This is a genomic window from Methanolacinia paynteri (assembly GCF_000784355.1).
GTDB classification, from domain to species: Archaea; Halobacteriota; Methanomicrobia; order Methanomicrobiales; family Methanomicrobiaceae; genus Methanolacinia; species Methanolacinia paynteri.
In genome coordinates this window covers 21,984-38,449 of sequence record NZ_KN360932.1, presented here as the reverse complement: position 1 = coordinate 38,449, position 16,466 = coordinate 21,984, and the positions used below count along the sequence as shown (strand labels likewise).

At 43.8% G+C, this 16,466-nt stretch carries 12 protein-coding genes; 9 read left to right on the top strand and 3 right to left on the bottom strand.

Annotation, left to right across the window (positions count from 1 at the left end; translation table 11 throughout):
- From METPAY_RS15120 to METPAY_RS08225, 3 genes are all read left to right on the top strand, one after another.
- The coding region (locus METPAY_RS15120; RefSeq protein ID WP_048151199.1) for a hypothetical protein at positions 1-493 on the top strand (493 nt) is incomplete at its 5' end.
- A gap of 130 nt (positions 494-623) precedes the next feature.
- On the top strand, positions 624-1,520 hold the full coding sequence (locus METPAY_RS08230; RefSeq protein ID WP_048151196.1) for a hypothetical protein: 897 nt from the start codon (positions 624-626) through the stop codon (positions 1,518-1,520).
- 234 nt (positions 1,521-1,754) lie between these two features.
- Positions 1,755-2,978: a hypothetical protein gene (locus tag METPAY_RS08225; protein ID WP_048151194.1), complete on the top strand. Its 1,224-nt coding sequence runs from the start codon at positions 1,755-1,757 to the stop codon at positions 2,976-2,978.
- A 19-nt stretch (positions 2,979-2,997) separates the two neighbouring features.
- Here METPAY_RS08225 and METPAY_RS08220 read toward each other — a convergent pair whose 3' ends face one another.
- Positions 2,998-3,225: a hypothetical protein gene (locus METPAY_RS08220; RefSeq protein WP_048151192.1), complete on the bottom strand. Its 228-nt coding sequence runs from the start codon at positions 3,223-3,225 to the stop codon at positions 2,998-3,000.
- A gap of 57 nt (positions 3,226-3,282) precedes the next feature.
- Here METPAY_RS08220 and METPAY_RS08215 point away from each other — a divergent pair, with 57 nt between their 5' ends.
- From METPAY_RS08215 to METPAY_RS08205, 3 genes are all read left to right on the top strand, one after another.
- Positions 3,283-3,786, top strand: coding sequence for a hypothetical protein (locus METPAY_RS08215; protein WP_048151190.1), 504 nt, complete (start codon positions 3,283-3,285; stop codon positions 3,784-3,786).
- Positions 3,787-4,216: 430 nt separating this feature from the next.
- Complete coding sequence (locus tag METPAY_RS08210) at positions 4,217-4,405, top strand: hypothetical protein (protein ID WP_157199038.1); 189 nt, start codon at positions 4,217-4,219, stop codon at positions 4,403-4,405.
- 12 nt (positions 4,406-4,417) lie between these two features.
- A complete protein-coding gene (locus METPAY_RS08205; protein WP_052418740.1) occupies positions 4,418-6,028 on the top strand; it encodes an LA2681 family HEPN domain-containing protein in 1,611 nt (536 codons plus the stop codon).
- A gap of 369 nt (positions 6,029-6,397) precedes the next feature.
- Here METPAY_RS08205 and METPAY_RS14670 read toward each other — a convergent pair whose 3' ends face one another.
- Positions 6,398-6,625, bottom strand: a complete 228-nt coding sequence (locus tag METPAY_RS14670; RefSeq protein WP_211251525.1) for a type II toxin-antitoxin system HicA family toxin — start codon at positions 6,623-6,625, stop codon at positions 6,398-6,400.
- Positions 6,609-6,830, bottom strand: coding sequence for a type II toxin-antitoxin system HicB family antitoxin (locus METPAY_RS08200; protein WP_048151186.1), 222 nt, complete (start codon positions 6,828-6,830; stop codon positions 6,609-6,611). Before METPAY_RS08200 ends, METPAY_RS14670 begins: the two co-directional genes overlap by 17 nt.
- Positions 6,831-7,345: 515 nt before the next feature.
- Here METPAY_RS08200 and METPAY_RS08195 point away from each other — a divergent pair.
- The 3 genes from METPAY_RS08195 to METPAY_RS08185 all read left to right on the top strand — a co-directional run.
- Complete coding sequence (locus METPAY_RS08195) at positions 7,346-7,849, top strand: hypothetical protein (RefSeq protein WP_048151184.1); 504 nt, start codon at positions 7,346-7,348, stop codon at positions 7,847-7,849.
- Positions 7,850-8,163: 314 nt separating this feature from the next.
- Entirely contained in the window at positions 8,164-12,555 is a 4,392-nt protein-coding gene (locus tag METPAY_RS08190) for a tetratricopeptide repeat protein (protein WP_052418739.1), read from the top strand.
- A 177-nt stretch (positions 12,556-12,732) separates the two neighbouring features.
- Positions 12,733-16,466 (top strand): tetratricopeptide repeat protein (locus METPAY_RS08185; RefSeq protein WP_052418738.1); only part of this gene is annotated, 3,734 nt, incomplete at its 3' end.

Sequence of the window (16,466 nt, the reverse complement as noted above, 5' to 3'; positions counted from 1 at the left end):
GGTTCTCATCGATACAAACGATCTCGCGGCGAAGATCGCGGCGGACCTGAGAGAACGGCCCCGGCCTGCGGATGAAGGGGCCCCGGGAGAAACACCAGCTCCGGAGAAGGCTGCCCGGGCAACCGAAGAAAAAACCGCCCTCTCTTCGCTGCTTGATGAGGTGGCGGCCCTCGACATGTGGGATATCGATACTGTAGTATCCTCCCTCTGCCGTCACCTGCAGCTCGAACGCCTGGCGGCTCTCTCCTTCCTTGCCGCTTTCGGGTGCTGGTCGGCCCGGAGGTTCAAGGCCCCGGTGTATTACGAGGACCTGCAACAATTTCTCCGGGATGAAGATCCGCCGCCGGGACTTGCCGAGATCCGGGCCGCCTGCGACCAGCTCCGGGAGAGAGGAATTCTTGAGTACGACCGCCGGCTTGACATCAAGTTCAGCCGGGTGGGAACGAGGCTCGGGAAAAAACTTGTGGTTAAGTGGGGTGATGAGGGGCGTTGATTCACAGCCCGGGCAGCCTAAGGCTGAATGGCTTTAATCTCCAATACCGGATGATAAAATCCCACTCCCTTGGATTTGAAAGAATTTGAAGAATGATATAATAAGCAGAAGGAATTAAGTATAAATTGAGTTGGCTATATTGAAAAAAAATATTCCAGAGTTAAAAATTTACTCTACTCTTGGATACATTAATAATTTTGCAACTTCTGAATGCAAGACCTCTGGAGAAATTTCTTTTGATAATGATTCTGGAATGATTACTGTAGAAAATAATCCTGTAGATAATAATCCTGTAGATAATAATCGAGTAGACCCTCGATCCGAACATCAGTTCATCATCAACAATGCAACAATACTGGGGCTTAAGTATAATCATAATTCAAAAAAAGAAATAAATCGAGCGGCAGAGATTTTTCTAATATCATGCTCTTTACATATGGGAAGATATTATCTGTTTTCTACTAAGATGAGTCACCATTTAAATAAAGTGGAATATGTGACAGATACGAGAGAGGAAAAAGTTTCTGATGCTCAAATTCCAATTAAAGAGATTTTCATCACTATGAATTTAAGTGCAGAAGTTGAATGCTGCTTATTAGATAAAATAAAAATCGATGAGAAAGCAGTATTCGAGACTGTGAAAAAGTTGCTTTCTTTAAATATTTTTGATTCCCAAAACAGAAGTCTAAAAGATAGCAATCTCATTCAAGCAATAAAATCTTATCAAGACGCACTTAATGCTATAGATTATTTACCTTGCTATAAATTGCTATATCCAGCATTAGAGAAAGCAGTTAATTTAGATACTAATCTATCTAATGACAAATTCGATATTGCAGCCAGTAGATTGACTGGAATGAGCCAAAATAAAATTAAAGAAATGCGCGAATTTAACAATAGGTTGAAACACTCAGCAAGAAAAAATACTACAGATTTAAAAACCCAAACAGATGGTGAAACAAAAAAACAATCATTATTATTAGATTTGAAGGGGGCGACTGATAAGGCAATTTTGGCGAAGCTTTGATTTCAATTATTTTTTCTTTAGCAATGTAAGTGGCGTTCTGCACGTGTCAGGAGGGAAATGTCGGTATCATCACGGCAGACCGCCTGTTTTGCTGATTCCAGGTCGGAGCAAGGCACGGAAAAAAGCTCATAGCGAAATGGGGTTCTGAAAGCCAGTAATAAAATTAATTTATTTGATCTGGGAAGTAACAGAAATTCTTAAGTCTATGAACATAAATTCTCTAAATTGATAATCATGGCTCGAATAGGTGATATCTATATTGGAGGTGCTGAAGGCTCTCCCACAAACGGTGGTAAGATTTATAGTAGTGGCGTTTGCTTCAATTTATCAAAACCTAGTCCATTAAGTCAGATCTATTCATCTGAGGATAATAAATGGGAAATCGAAGTTATAGAGGGTCAACCTTCTATTATTGCAAGATCTATAGAGAATATCCAACCGGATGATATCTTAAACCAGGGATATGAAATATGTCAAAAATATTTAGATCTGGTTTCTGTGACAAGAAAAGAAAATATGAGTATAAATAATGATAATGACATTTATACCGTTCTCTTCAAAACAAAGGATAAGTTTGTAATCCGTTTAGTTACAATGGTTATATTTTCCTTTAATGTCACAGCATCTGCAACAGTTTTCCGAGATGGTAAAGAGGTTCCTTCTCCACCTAAAGCTGAAGTAAAGTGGAATCCAGCCTTTCGTTATTATCATCTATCAAAAATAAGTACTAACATCTTTGAAGCGTATCGGAATTTATTTTTAAGCCTTGAATCTCTTTTAAGTGAAAAATATCCTCTTCAAGGAAGAGAAGGAGAGGTGAAATGGTTCAGAAGAGCTTTAGAAGAAATTAATAAAACAATTCCTCTGAATAAATATTTCCCTGCCATTAATAATTGCACTTCGATAGATTATTTTATAGATAATCAATATGTTAAATTTCGCTGTAATCTCTTTCATTCAAAAGATTGTCAGTCACTTTTACCTTTTGCTGATCTGGACCAGCAAGAATTAACTTCTGGATATGAAGAATTACTTAGATTCTGGCAAGAACTCGTTAATGTTTACTGTAATATACCACGAGGTGGTGGGGGCATAACTTATGCTGGATTTCAAGATCTGATGAATGGTCTGTTCAGTGATGGCTTTGAACTTTTAGCCACTGATGATCCATCTCTTGAAAATGTGACTGACACGCAAGTAAGCCCATTGAATCATCCTATTATTAAGCTATCTAACTTAAAATTAGATGCTAATACAATACCAGGCACTGTCTATATTATTGGAGACCTTGAAAAGGAGTCACTAAATAATTTAGAAGTACTCCGCCGATTTTGTTCAAAAACAAAAACTGATCTTTTTGTAGTACATGTGATCGAAAAAGGAATTTATCCTGAGGGAATCGATAAAATTGAGTATTATCATGGAATTCAAATGAGAAATAACAATCTTCCCACATAATTTGTTCTTTTGTTAGGTTTCACAACCCAAGAAATCTTAAAAACAAGGCCCCGAGACTGAACCGTGACTCCCTTCTGTCGGAGGAATTGCCGGCGGCGTCCTGCTCCCGCCGCCACCCTTCGAGCTCCCGGACCCGGCCTTCAAGCTCATCGTGCGTCTCCTTAATCTCATCAAGAGACCCCCTGATCCATTTTACATCAGTAGCCACCTCGACAAGCATCTCGCGGGCGGATTTAGCATCACTCATGAATTACTATCGGTGATACAAATATATTAATATATTACTGTGAGTAATATAATATGCATGGCAGATTTCATCGAAACTACCAACACCAAGTCGGCCACTCGTGAGCTTGCAGCCTCCATCGCAGACGTTGCAACTTTCCAGAGTATCGTCCAGTCGGTGATCAATGACAACCCCTTCGGCTGCACCTCTTACACTCAGAGCGGTGTGTCACATGACGGGGTTGAGATCAACCGCGAGAGCTATACCGCAAAGATCGTCTTCGAGGATAATGCGGCAGAACAGGCCGGAATTCTTTCCGTCAAATGCTCCAGTGTTTCTTCAATGAGCAGTGCTGCCGGCGCAATCCTCGCAGATGCGGATCTTGCCGTTGCAGTCGGCGGCGATCCCGTCCGCGATGCAGACAGTGATACCTATTCCTGCCAGCTCAAGTGCCATGACGCAAACGGCGAGACCTATTATGTCACCTTCAGCCGCGACAAAGTCAGGGTCAGTTCCTACGAGGACGACGCCATCCTGGCCGCTGTCGAGACCTGGGCCGACACCGTAACCGAGCTCGCCTGAACAGAATTTCGAACACCGGGGAGATGGAGTCTTTCCGACTCCCTTTCCGGGGAAAATAAGCTTATTTTGGGCTTCTTTCGGGCTTTTTTGAGATCGGATTTTACCTGGTTGATGTGTTGTTCTGAAAGACGGCATAATTTCTGATATTTTTAGGATTAAAACCCGGTTTATTGATTTTCATATCGGCCCGTAGAGCCCCTTAAATTTCTCAGACGATGTTTAACCCTTCGGGACATGAATTAATCCATTCTGAGGCTTCTGTGTGGATCGAAAAAACGGTGATTTGGGCTTTTTTTGGATACTTGGCTGTTTTTTGAGAATTCTTAAAATTAAAATTTACTTTCAGAGCTGATCAAAAATTCTTATCATAACTTAGAATTAAGAATCAGTTATGATCACCCAACACCAAATCAGAGAAATCTTTTATCCTATGGAATGGATTTTCCGTTTCGCAATTTTAGTACTGCTTTGCGTTGTTTTATCATATGTAGCAGTCCCCGAGAACTACTATGCCATATTGGTTGTCTACTGGGGCCAGATCATCGGCATCATTCTTTTGTTTGGTGTTCAGTTTTATAATATCTGGATTTTTTGGAAGGATGGGAAGAAGGACAAATAACGAGGTAAACCAATGGATGAAAAAAATCTGAAAGAAGCAAACAGACTATATGATGAATATTTAAAAATTGAAAATTTAAGTGCTTATAATGAAGAGGAGGCATTGGAAATAATCGCAAAATTAGTTGATGCCTCTCATGATTTAAATAAAATAGATGGATTAGATCATGCGGAAATATTATCTAAAGAACTTTTTGACCGAGACCTAAATGATAAACAAAAAGCTGAATTGCATTATTTTATATCAAATATTTGGTCGAATAAAAACATCGTCTCAAGAACCAATTATGATGAACAATGGACTTGGGAACAAGAAGAATTTAAAAAAATAATAACGAACATAAGGTATTCATTTAAATACGGTTTTTTAAAAGAAACTGGAAGAGCATCAACTTTTCGTAAATGTCAAATATTAACAAATTATGGAAATGCTCTTTCTACAATCGGACGAACAATCGAAGCAGTTGAATGTTTTGACAGAGCATTGGAGATTGATTCTGATTTCTTAATGGCAAAAGGGAATAAAGGACTCACCTTAAATTACTATTTAACATCCCTCTATGATAATGATCATAAAGCCGTTTTCTTAACTTTTGTATATAGCTTGCTAAAGGAATCATTAAACGGAGAAATAGATCCAGAAGCAAAAGCATTTTTTAAATCATCTATAGAAAAATTGGAAAACTATTACTCTGAAGAGAGATTGAATAGAGAAGTTGATCTAACTTCCTTTGAACTTGGGAAATCACGAGAAGAAATTGAATACAGGAAATGGGCCCTAAAAAACCGACTTTTTCTTAATCCATTAAATGATCTTGGAATCTACCCCATTGCTGCGAATGATGTTTTGATGCCACCTTCGATTACAACAAAATCAAAAAAAGGCCCCCAGTATCAGGGATTTTTTAATCAAATGAAACAAGAATATGTATCAGCCAGATACTTGTTTTATGAAGGTTCAATTCAAGAAAGTGTTCATTTTTCTGACATTGATGTGATATTTGATACAGAAGATTCACTAAAATATGGATTAAACATTGAAAAAATTAAAATTGCATATAGAATGGCATATTCCATATTTGATAAAATTGCATTTTTTATAAATTATTACTTTAAATTAGGACATGGAGGAAAGGAGAATATTTCTTTCAACAACATTTGGCGGACAAAAAAGAATGGAAAAATGCTCATTGAAAAAGGAGGTGAATTCTACAATAAAAATAATCTGCCATTAAGAGGTTTGTTTTGGTTAAGTAAAGATCTACATTCTAAAGATGAAGAATTTATAGATTCAATAGAACCAGAATCTGAGGAATTAAAAAATATAAGGCACTCATTAGAGCATAAATATGTAAAAATTCACTCAGATTACTTTTTGATAGACAATGATAATCCATATAACATATATGGGAAAGATCGTTTAGCATATTCTATAAATAACAGTGATTTAAAGAATAAAACCCTAAAAATTCTAAAATTAGCACGTTCTGCTTTAATGTATCTTTCATTAGCAATTTATATCGAGGAAAACCACAGGAATTCAAATGAAGAAAGGGAAAAACTCACAATTCCTATTCAACTAAGTATTATCGAAGACGAAGATAAAAATATCAATTCTTATTAATTTTTGAGAGCAAACAGCCGCAAGCGATATTCGAAGAATTTCGCGAAGCGGCGGGCCATTCACACAGCCGGCAGGGGCCGAGACGACAAGTCAAGGCCCCTGCGGGCGTAATACAAACCAGCTCAGCCGGAAAAAACAAGGCCGGTGTTGCGAAGCTCGCCGGAAGCCTGAAAGGTTCCGGAATTAAGCATGAACTTGTTTCATGCGAAGCACTTACTCGAAGAGTTAGTGCGAGAGCGAGCAATCCCGGCCGGTACACAAAAAAAAGAGAATTCATTCCTCCTCGCCCCCGGTGAGGAAGCTAGCTACACACTCAAATTATTTTAGATCTGCTCTCCGGAAAATCTATGATGCATCTCAGGCAAAAAATCATTCAAATTCAGTCCTTTGAATTCCCGACTGTCTTATGATTGATTGCAGTGTACCACTACGAATTTCATTATGGTTTGGAACAGGAACTGTAATTGTCGAACCCGGAATATTTTTCTGCATTATTATATGACTCCCTTTCTGCCTGACTTCTGAAAAACCATGTTTTGAGAGAATATTACAGACTTCCTTTCCAGATAGTACACGAAGTTTAGCCAAAAGCCACATCCATCCGTGTGATATAAATCTCCCCATGGAACCGTGACCGGATCTCCTGCGGGGATGCAGTTTCAAAAAAGAGCTGTAAAGCCTCATGAAGGTTTTTACGGGCTTCTTCTACTGTACTGCCCTGGCTTGCAATGTCATATTCAGGGCATAATGAAACATAGCCGTCGTCTTCCTTTTCAATAATAGCTGTCAGCTGTTTTTGCATAACTTTTTTCTCCCGTTCTTTGTAATAATATCTTTCACTATAACATAAAAATTCCTTAGAAACCAGAAGAATTTTTAAGCCACTCTATTCGTTGCAAAAGAACTTTTGGTAAAAGGGGATTTCAGCCTTTTTTCTTGTTTTTATGACCCCTACAGAAGACCAGATGATCCAACCTGCAACTTTCACTGCTTAGAACTCTTGATAATCTCAGCAGGGGTCCGGCCCGGTGAAGAGCACTATTAGATCGAAGTATTTGTCAGGGAATCCTCCTACAGGGCGCCTCAGATCACATCTGCCTGGGATTCAGAGATCGCACCGAGCAGGCGCCCACTAGGATAGTGATACTTCATGTTCCTCCAGAATGAGGCTCATAGAGATAAAGATGAGACCTGCTTCAGAGGGCTATTTGAAGATCGCTATGCAAAACTTCCATCTTGCATTACATACACCGCGATAAAATAGAAAATTATATGCTACATAATCAGATTAACTCCTATTTTATTGGAGGATAATTAATGGCAGGTTACTTTGACCTAAATCATCGTCGTGAATTGGCAAAAGAGAAATTTATGAAAGAAAACGGCCTGATAGAATTTAATCCGGAAATTCCGATTATGGGAGATGCTGATTCTTCAAGGCTTAAAACTTTTGGTGGAACTCGCGGTGGTGGAGGTGTTAGCACCCCTAAAATTCCTGAAAAAGATTCTCGTTTCGAACCTGAAAATTCTAAAAAACTAACTCTCATAGAACAGATTAGCATGTATATTTTTACATTCTTTGGTGTTTTTTTAAGCAGTACGTTATTAAACTATTTGAAAGATGGTAGCGTGAGCTTTACTATCTCTATTGGAGTTATCGTTATTTCATTGATTATTGCTCTTGCAATCATTCCTTATATTTACCAAAATATTATGTTTGTAGACAAACCAAAAATTGTTCAATGGGGTATATTTCTGCAAACCGGATTATCCTGGCCAGTAATATTAAATGGAGTGGTGGCATTCTCTCAAATAACTTAATATAATCTTATAAAGGTGTGTCGAGTAGAATCCTTGTGCACGTGACGGAGAAAAAGGGAGTGTTCAAATATTGTCCTCCTCGTCGTAAATAGTCTATTAACAGATGGTTAGTATTGCAATACTGGCCCTCCTTCAAAGAAGAATTCCATGATAATCCTGTATTATCCCATTCCTTCAGACAGAAAATCTTGTCGACACTTTGATCCGGAAACCTTTGATAGTAAAGATTCACGCCTAAAGCTTATAGAAGATCCAGAATATATGATCTATTATTCATCAGATCCATTTTGAGCAATCATAACTGGGGAGCAATAATGTCAACTATTAGAATTCAAGAATTTAGCGGAGACGATGACCAGAATGCAAAAGTAATATTCGATAATTCCACTGAATATCCAGTTTCTATTCATAATCCTTTCTCCAAGAAAGAAGAAAAACGGCTGGAATGGTACTTCGAAGAGCATTTCAGGTACCCTTTTACTGACGAAGAACAGGCTGATCAGGCCGTAAATAGTATACAACATTATGGTGAAAGGCTATTCAATCAGATCTTTTCTGAGCAAAATGAGGATGTCTACAATTATTATAAGAATATTACCAAAGACGGTATCGGGACGATCCTATTCGAAATCGTCGGCTCACCCTCTTTTCATGCTATTCATTGGGAAGCGCTGAAAGATCCCAAACATTCCAAGCCGTTTTCGCTGGAATCCTCGATGGTGCGGAAGAATGTTGAGAAAGTGCGAAAGAATGATGAACCACCTCTCGAACCTTACACAATCAGGCCATCCCCGACCCTCAACATCCTCGTCGTCACGGCGCGTCCATATAAACACCGGGATGCCGGATATCGAACGGTTTCCCGCCCACTGGTAGAACTCATAGAAAAGTCACAGCTCCCAGTGAAGATCGATATTCTGCGCCCGAGGACCTATAAGGCCCTCAGTACGCACCTCAAGAAGATACGCAATGAAAACAACAGGCAGGGGTACTATCATATCATCCACTTCGACACGCACGGAGCGCTTCTGGACTATGACAATCTCCGGCAACTTATACAAAAAGAGCACAGAATTTCCTTGGAATTATTCCAAAAACAGTATGGAAGGAACGATATTGAAAGGTACAACGGGTTTAAAGCCTTCATGTTTTTCGAGAGTATGGACGGGGAGAAAGCCGACTATGTCGAGGCCAGTGAACTTGCCGATCTCCTGAAACTCCACCAGATTCCCATCGCCGTGCTAAACGCGTGCCAGTCAGGAAAACAGGTTGGTGCCAGCGAGACGAGCCTCGGGAGCTACCTTGCACAGACCGGCACGCAGCTCGTCGTCGCGATGAGCTACAGCATCACAGTCAGCGCCGCCGAGATCCTAATGGAGAGATTATACAAAGATCTCTTCGATGGAAAAGACGGTCTGACCGCGGTACGCTCCGGTCGCCTGGAGTTATATAACCACAAGGGAAGACAGGCAGACTTCAACCTGGAGATAAATCTGGAGGACTGGTTGCTTCCGGTCGTCTACCAGAACCAGGATGTAGACCTGCGGTTGGGAGAGTTCACACCGGAGGAACGTGCCGAGTATGATTCAGAGAGAGCGAATGCATATCCGTTTCCAACCCCTGAATTCGGTTTCTTCGGAAGGGACATCGATATTCTTGCCATCGAAGACCTCCTCTTCCGGACGGACAGCGATCGACTAAGGCGGGTATTGTGGATGCTGAAAACCCTATTGATCGAAGGTCACCTCCTTCGGGCGGACGGCGATCAAAGGCGGAATATCTTGATGATTCGCGGGCTCGGTGGTGCCGGGAAGACGACACTGCTGAAGCACCTCGGGGCCTGGTGGCAGAAGACGCGTTTCGTCGATGATGTTGCATACTTTGGGTATGATGAAGGGACATGGACATGTGATCAAATCGTGGACGATATCGCCCGGAAGGTGCTCGGCGATGCACGTTATTATGCAGAGTTCGATCCGTTGAAACCCGTCGCCCAGCAGCAGATGATCGTCGATATCCTACGCTTGGAACCTCACCTTCTGATCCTTGACAACTTCGAGTCAGTCACCAGTGACGTGACGACGACACAGAACGCCCTTTCCCCGGGGGAGCAGGAGGCGCTTCGCGCCTTCCTCACAAAACTCGCCGGTGGGAAAACATGCATCATGATCGGTACAAGGGGGAGGGAGGACTGGCTGATTGGTGACGGCGGACCGCTTCACCCGGACGATGTTTACGACCTGCCCGGCCTCGACCGCGAAGCTGCATCCAGTCTTGTCGATCGGATTCTTGAGCGCAATAAGATCGATAAAGGTTACCTCGAAGACGAAGACTTCAATACGATCCTGAAGCTGCTCGACGGTTATCCTATGGCAATGGAGGTGATCCTGCCGAACCTGAAGAGCCGGAAACCGACGGAAGTACTGGATGCCTTAAAAGAAGGTGACATAACCCTCGACAGGAAAGGAGTGACCGGGAGGACGGAGAGTCTCATCCAGTCGGTCGAATACTCCTTTAGTAACCTCCCGGAAGATCAACAGGACGTACTTCTCTGCCTGGCGCCCTTCACCTCGGTTATTCACAAAAACATTCTTGAAATATACATTAAACGGTTGTGTGAGCAGCCCGCGACAACGCAGCTCACGTTCGAAAACATTCGGGAAGTGATCGACGTGGCGGCCGACTGGGGTCTCCTCCGCCAGAACGACCAGTTGCCAGGGTTATGGAAACTGCAGCCCATCCTGCCCTACTTCCTACGCAGCCGTCTCAAAGAGAAAAAATCCCCTGAAATTCAGGATGCAATCAATACGGCATTTGTTGAGACTTATTATGAAGCTGGTTCTGATCTTTCTAGAAAGATCGATTCGAAAGAAGCCCATGAACGGAAATCCGGCCTCGATCTTGTCCACCTTGAGTACGAAAACCTCCTCTCGGCGCTGAACCTGGCGCTGGAGAGGAGGGGATCGATAGTGGGGATATATGGGCCGATTTCAGAATATCTGGATGCCAGGAACAGGCATGTCAAGAGGCTTGCTCTTGGAGAGTATATCCTGAATGTCCTGCGGAAGTACCCATTTGAAGATCTCAATGAACAGATAGCGATTGAAATAATTGGGATTAGTGATGAAATTGGAAGGTGTCAATTAGACCTTAAAAAGATCGAAAATTCCCGGAAATCATGTAATTTGGCACTGAAAATGCTTAAAGACATTCAACATATCAGCGAGGATGAAAAGTTACGTCTAAGCGCGAATATTTATCACCAACTAGGAAGAGTGGCGCAGGAACAGCGAAAATGGGAGCAGGCAGAAAAATGCTACAAGAAAGCGCTGGAGATCTGTGAAGAATTCAATGATCGCTACGAACAGGCAAAGATCTACCACCAATTAGGGAGAGTGGCACAGGAACAGCGAAAATGGAAGGAGACGGAAAAATATTACAAGACAGCACTGGAGATTGATCTAGAGTTCAACGACCGCCACGAACAAGCAAAAACCTACCACCAACTTGGCATAGTGGCACAGGAACAGCGGCGGTTGAAACAGGCAGAAAAGTACTACAGGAAAGCGCTGGAGATTGATATAGAATTCAACGACCGCTACGAACAGGCAAAGATCTACCACAATATTGGTTTTGTAGCACAGGAACAGCAGAAATGGGAGCAGGCAGAAAAATATTACAAGACAGCACTGGAGATTGATATAGAACTCAACAACCGCTACGAACAAGCATCAACATACCATCAGCTGGGGAACGTGGCACAGGAACAGCGAAAGTGGAAGGAGGCGGAACAATATTACAGGAAAGCGCTGGAGATTGATATAGAATTCAACAACCGCTACGAACAAGCATCAACCTACCATCAACTGGGTATAGTGGCGCAGGAACAGCAGAAGTGGAAGGAGGCGGAAAAATATTACAGGAAAGCGCTAGAGGTTGATCTAGAATTCAATGACCGCTACGAACAAGCATCAACCTACCATCAACTGGGGATGGTGGCACAAAAACAGCAGAAGTGGGAACAGGCGGAACAATATTACAGGAAAGCGCTGGAGATATTCGAAGAATTCAACGACCATTACACTCAGGCAAAGACCTACCACCAGTTGGGTTTTGTAGCACAGGAACAGCAGAAATTGGAACAAGCAGAAAAATATTACAAGACAGCGTTGGGGATATTCAAAGAATTCAACGACCGCTTCGCACAGGCAAAGACCTACCACCAGTTGGGAAGATTGGAACATAAACAGCAGCAGTGGGAGCAGGCAGAAAAATACTACAAGGAAGCGCTTAATTTAGAATTCAACGATCACTATGGACAGGCATCAACCTACCACCAGCTGGGTATAGTGGCGCAGGAACAGCGGAAGTGGGGGCAGGCGGAAGAATACTATAAGAGAGCATTGGAGATAAAAATAGAATTCGACGACCACTACGAACAGGCATTGACATACCATGAATTGGGAAGAGTGGCACAGGAACAAAAGCAGTGGGAGCAGGCAGAAAAATACTACAAGAAAGCACTGGAGGTATTTTTAGAATTTAAGGATCTTAATTCAATGGCAGTCACTTTACTGAATCTTTCCCTGTTGTGGAAAGAGACAGAAAATGATGCCATACCTCGGAACGTTTCTGAAACTATGGGGATATCCCTTGGTGGAGCAAAGGAATTGTTAGAGAAAGCAAACGACCGATTATCAGGTTGATATCGAAAATTCTTTTTTTAGGACTGGCCTGGAAAATGGGCTGCTAACGCCTATCAGATCTGCCAGCGGCCCGAATACCATCTGGACGATAGCGTGCCCAAAGTTTATAGAAGATTCAGAATATATGATCCGTTATTCACCAGATGCGTTTCGAGCAATCATAACAGGGGAGCAATAATGTCAACTATCAGAATTCAGGAATCTAGCGGAGATGATGGCCGGAATGCAAAGGTAATATTCGATAATTCCACTGAATATCCCATCACAATTCATAATCCGTTCTCCGAAAAAGAAGAAGAGCTGCTGGAATGGTACTTCGAAGAGCATCTCGAACATCCCTATACCGACGAAGAACAGGCTGACCAGGCGGCGAAGAGTATAATACGTTATGGTGAAAGGCTGTTCAACCAGGTCTTCTCTGATCGGAACGCCTACCTGCATTACAAGGATAATATCGGAAACGGTGTCGGGACGGTTCGATTCGAGATCGCCGGTTCACCGTCGTTTCATGCCATTCACTGGGAGGCGCTGAAAGATCCCAATCTTCCCAAGCCATTTTCGCTGGAAACCTCTATGGTGCGGAAGAATTTTAAACCAATTCCTCACAGGTATACAATCCGGCCGTCCCCGACCCTCAATATCCTCGTCGTCACGGCACGTCCATACAAACAACGGGATGTTGATTATCGAACCATCTCCCGGCCGTTGGTAGAGCTCATCGATCAGTCGCAGTTCCGCGTGAAGATCGATCTTCTGCGCCCGAGAACCTATAAGGCTCTTAGTACCTACCTCGATAATGTACGCAAAGAAAACAACGATCAGGGGTACTATCATATCATCCACTTCGACACGCACGGAGTGGTCCAGAACTATAAAGCCTTCATTTCTTTTGAGAGTGAAGACGGAAAGATTGCCGATTTCGTCGAGGCCAGTCAACTTGCCGATCTCCTGAAACTCCACCAGATTCCCATCGCCGTGCTAAACGCGTGCCAGTCCGGAAAACAGGTGGGAGACAGCGAGACGAGCCTCGGGGGTTACCTCGCACAAGCCGGCACACAGCTCGTCGTCGCGATGAGCTACAGCATCACAGTCAGCGCCGCTAAGATCCTGATGGAGAGATTATACAGAAATATTTTCGACGGAAATGATTGCCTGGCTGCGGTCCGCTCCGGCCGCCTGGAATTATATAACCGAAAGGGACGAAGGGCGTACTTCAACCAGGAGATCGACCTAGAAGACTGGTTGCTTCCGGTCTTGTACCAGAACCAGGATGTAGATATACAGTTAAGAGAGTTCACACCGGAGGAACGTGCTGCGTATTATTCAGAACGGGCAGATGCATATCCGTTTCCAAATCCGGAGTTCGGTTTCTTTGGAAGGGACATTGATATTCTTGCAATCGAAGACCTCCTCCTCCGGACGGACGGCGATCGACGGCGGAATATCGTGATGATTCGAGGGCTCGGCGGTGCCGGGAAGACGACACTGCTTAAACACCTCGGGGCGTGGTGGCAGAAGACGCGTTTTGTCGACGAGGTCTTGTACTTCGGGTATGATGAAGGGTCATGGACATGCAGCCGGGTCGTGGACGCCATCGCGAAGAAGGTGCTAGGTAATGCACGATATTATGAAGAGTTCGTTCCTCTGAACTCCGTCGCCCAGCAGCAGATGATCGTCGATATCCTACGCTTGGAACCTCACCTTCTGATCCTTGACAACTTCGAGTCAGTCACCAGTGACGTGACGACGACACAGAACGCCCTTCCCCCGGGGGAGCAGGAGGCGCTTCGCGCCTTCCTCACAAAACTCGCCGGTGGGAAAACATGCATCATGATCGGTACAAGGGGGAGGGAGGACTGGCTGATTGGTGACGGCGGACCGCTTCACCCGGACGATGTCTACGACCTGCCCGGCCTCGACCGCGAAGCTGCATCCAGTCTTGCCGATCGGATTCTTGAGCGCAATAGGATCGATAAAGGCTACTGCGAAGACGAAGACTTCAATACGATCCTGAAGCTCCTTGATGGTTATCCGATGGCGATGGAGGTGATCCTGCCGAACTTGAAGAGCCGAAAACCGTCGGAAGTGTTGGAGGGCCTGCGGAAAGGTGATATAACCCTCGACAAGAGAGGGGCGACAGGGAGGACGGAGAGCCTCATACAGTCGGTCAAGTACTCCTTTAGTAACCTCCCGGAAGACCAGCAGCGCGTGCTCCTCTGCCTGGCACCCTTCACCTCGGTTATTTATGAACCCATTTTCGAAAGATACGTGGAACTGCTTTGCGAGCAGCCCGCGACAGCGGAGCTCCCGTTCGACAGTCTTCAGGAGGCGATCGGCGAAGCGGCCGACTGGGGTCTTCTCCGCCCGCACGACCGGCTGCCGGGGTTCTGGAAATTGCAGCCGATCCTGCCCTTCTTTCTGCGTAGCTGTCTTAAGGAGAAAAAATCCCGTGAAATCCAGGATGCGATCAATACGGCGTTTGTAGAGGCGTATCGTGAAGCAGGTTTTGATCTTTATAAATTGATCAAATCGAAAGAGGCCCACGAACGAAAGATCGGCATCGCTCTTGTCGACCTGGAGTACGAAAATCTCCTCTCGGCGCTTGACTTGGCACTGGAGATTAAGGGTTTGATAACGGCGATATATATGCCTATTTCAGGATTCCTGGATTCCAGGAACAAACATGTCCAGGGACTTGATCTGGGAGAGTACGTCAGGGATGTCCTACAGAAGTATCCAATTGAAGATCTCAATAAGCAGATGGCGAGTGAAATCGTTGCGATTATTGATGATATTGGAAGGCACCAATTACTCCTTAAAAGGCTCGAAGATTCCCGGAGAACATACGAATTGGCACTGAAAATGCTCAACGGTATCCGAGATATCAGCGAGGAGGATAAGAGGCGTATAAGTGAGAGCATTTACCACCAGCTGGGAAACGTGGCAGGGGAACAGCGGAAGTGGGATCAGTCAGAAAAATACTACAGAAAAGCGTTGGAGATCTGTAAAGAATTCAATGACCGCTACGGTCAGGCATCAACTTACAACCAGCTGGGAATAGTAGCACTGGCACAGGGACAGTGGAAACAGGCAGAACAATATTACAAAAAAACGCTGAAGATCTACGAAGAATTCGACGACTCTTATGAACTGGTAGGGGCCTATCACCAGCTGGGAAACGTGGCAGAGGAACAGCGGAAATGGGAACAAGCAGAACAGTATTACAAAAAAGCGTTGGAGATTCTTAAAGAATTTAACGAACGCTACAATCAGGCAAGGATATACCACCAGCTGGGGAGAGTAGCAGAGAAACGGCGGAAGTGGGAACAAGCAGAACACTATTATAAAAAAGCACTGGAAATTAAAATAGAATTCAACGACCGCCCCTCTCAGGCATTAACTTACCACAATTTGGGAAACGTGGCAGAGGAACAACGAAGGTGGGAACAGGCGGAACAATATTACAGGAAAGCGCTGGAGATCTACGAAGAATCTGACGATCGTTACACTCAAGCGATGACCTACCACCAGCTGGGGATGGTGGCACAAAAACAGCAGAAGTGGGAACAGGCAGAAAAATACTATAAAACAGCGTTGGAGATATTCGAAGAATTCAACGAAAGCTACTATTATACAGCAACTTACTACCAGCTAGGGATGTTGGCACAGGAACGGCGGCAGTGGGAGCAGGCAGAACAATATTACGGGAAAGTACAGGATATCTGCGAAGAATTCAATGACCGCTACGGACAGGCAATGACCTACGGTCAGCTGGGGACCTTGGCAAGGGAACAGCAACAGTGGGAACAGGCGGAACAATATTACAGGAAAGCGCTGGAGATCTGGGAAGAGTCCGACGAGCGCTACGGACAGGCAATAACCTACCACAATCTGGGGATAGTGGCACAGAA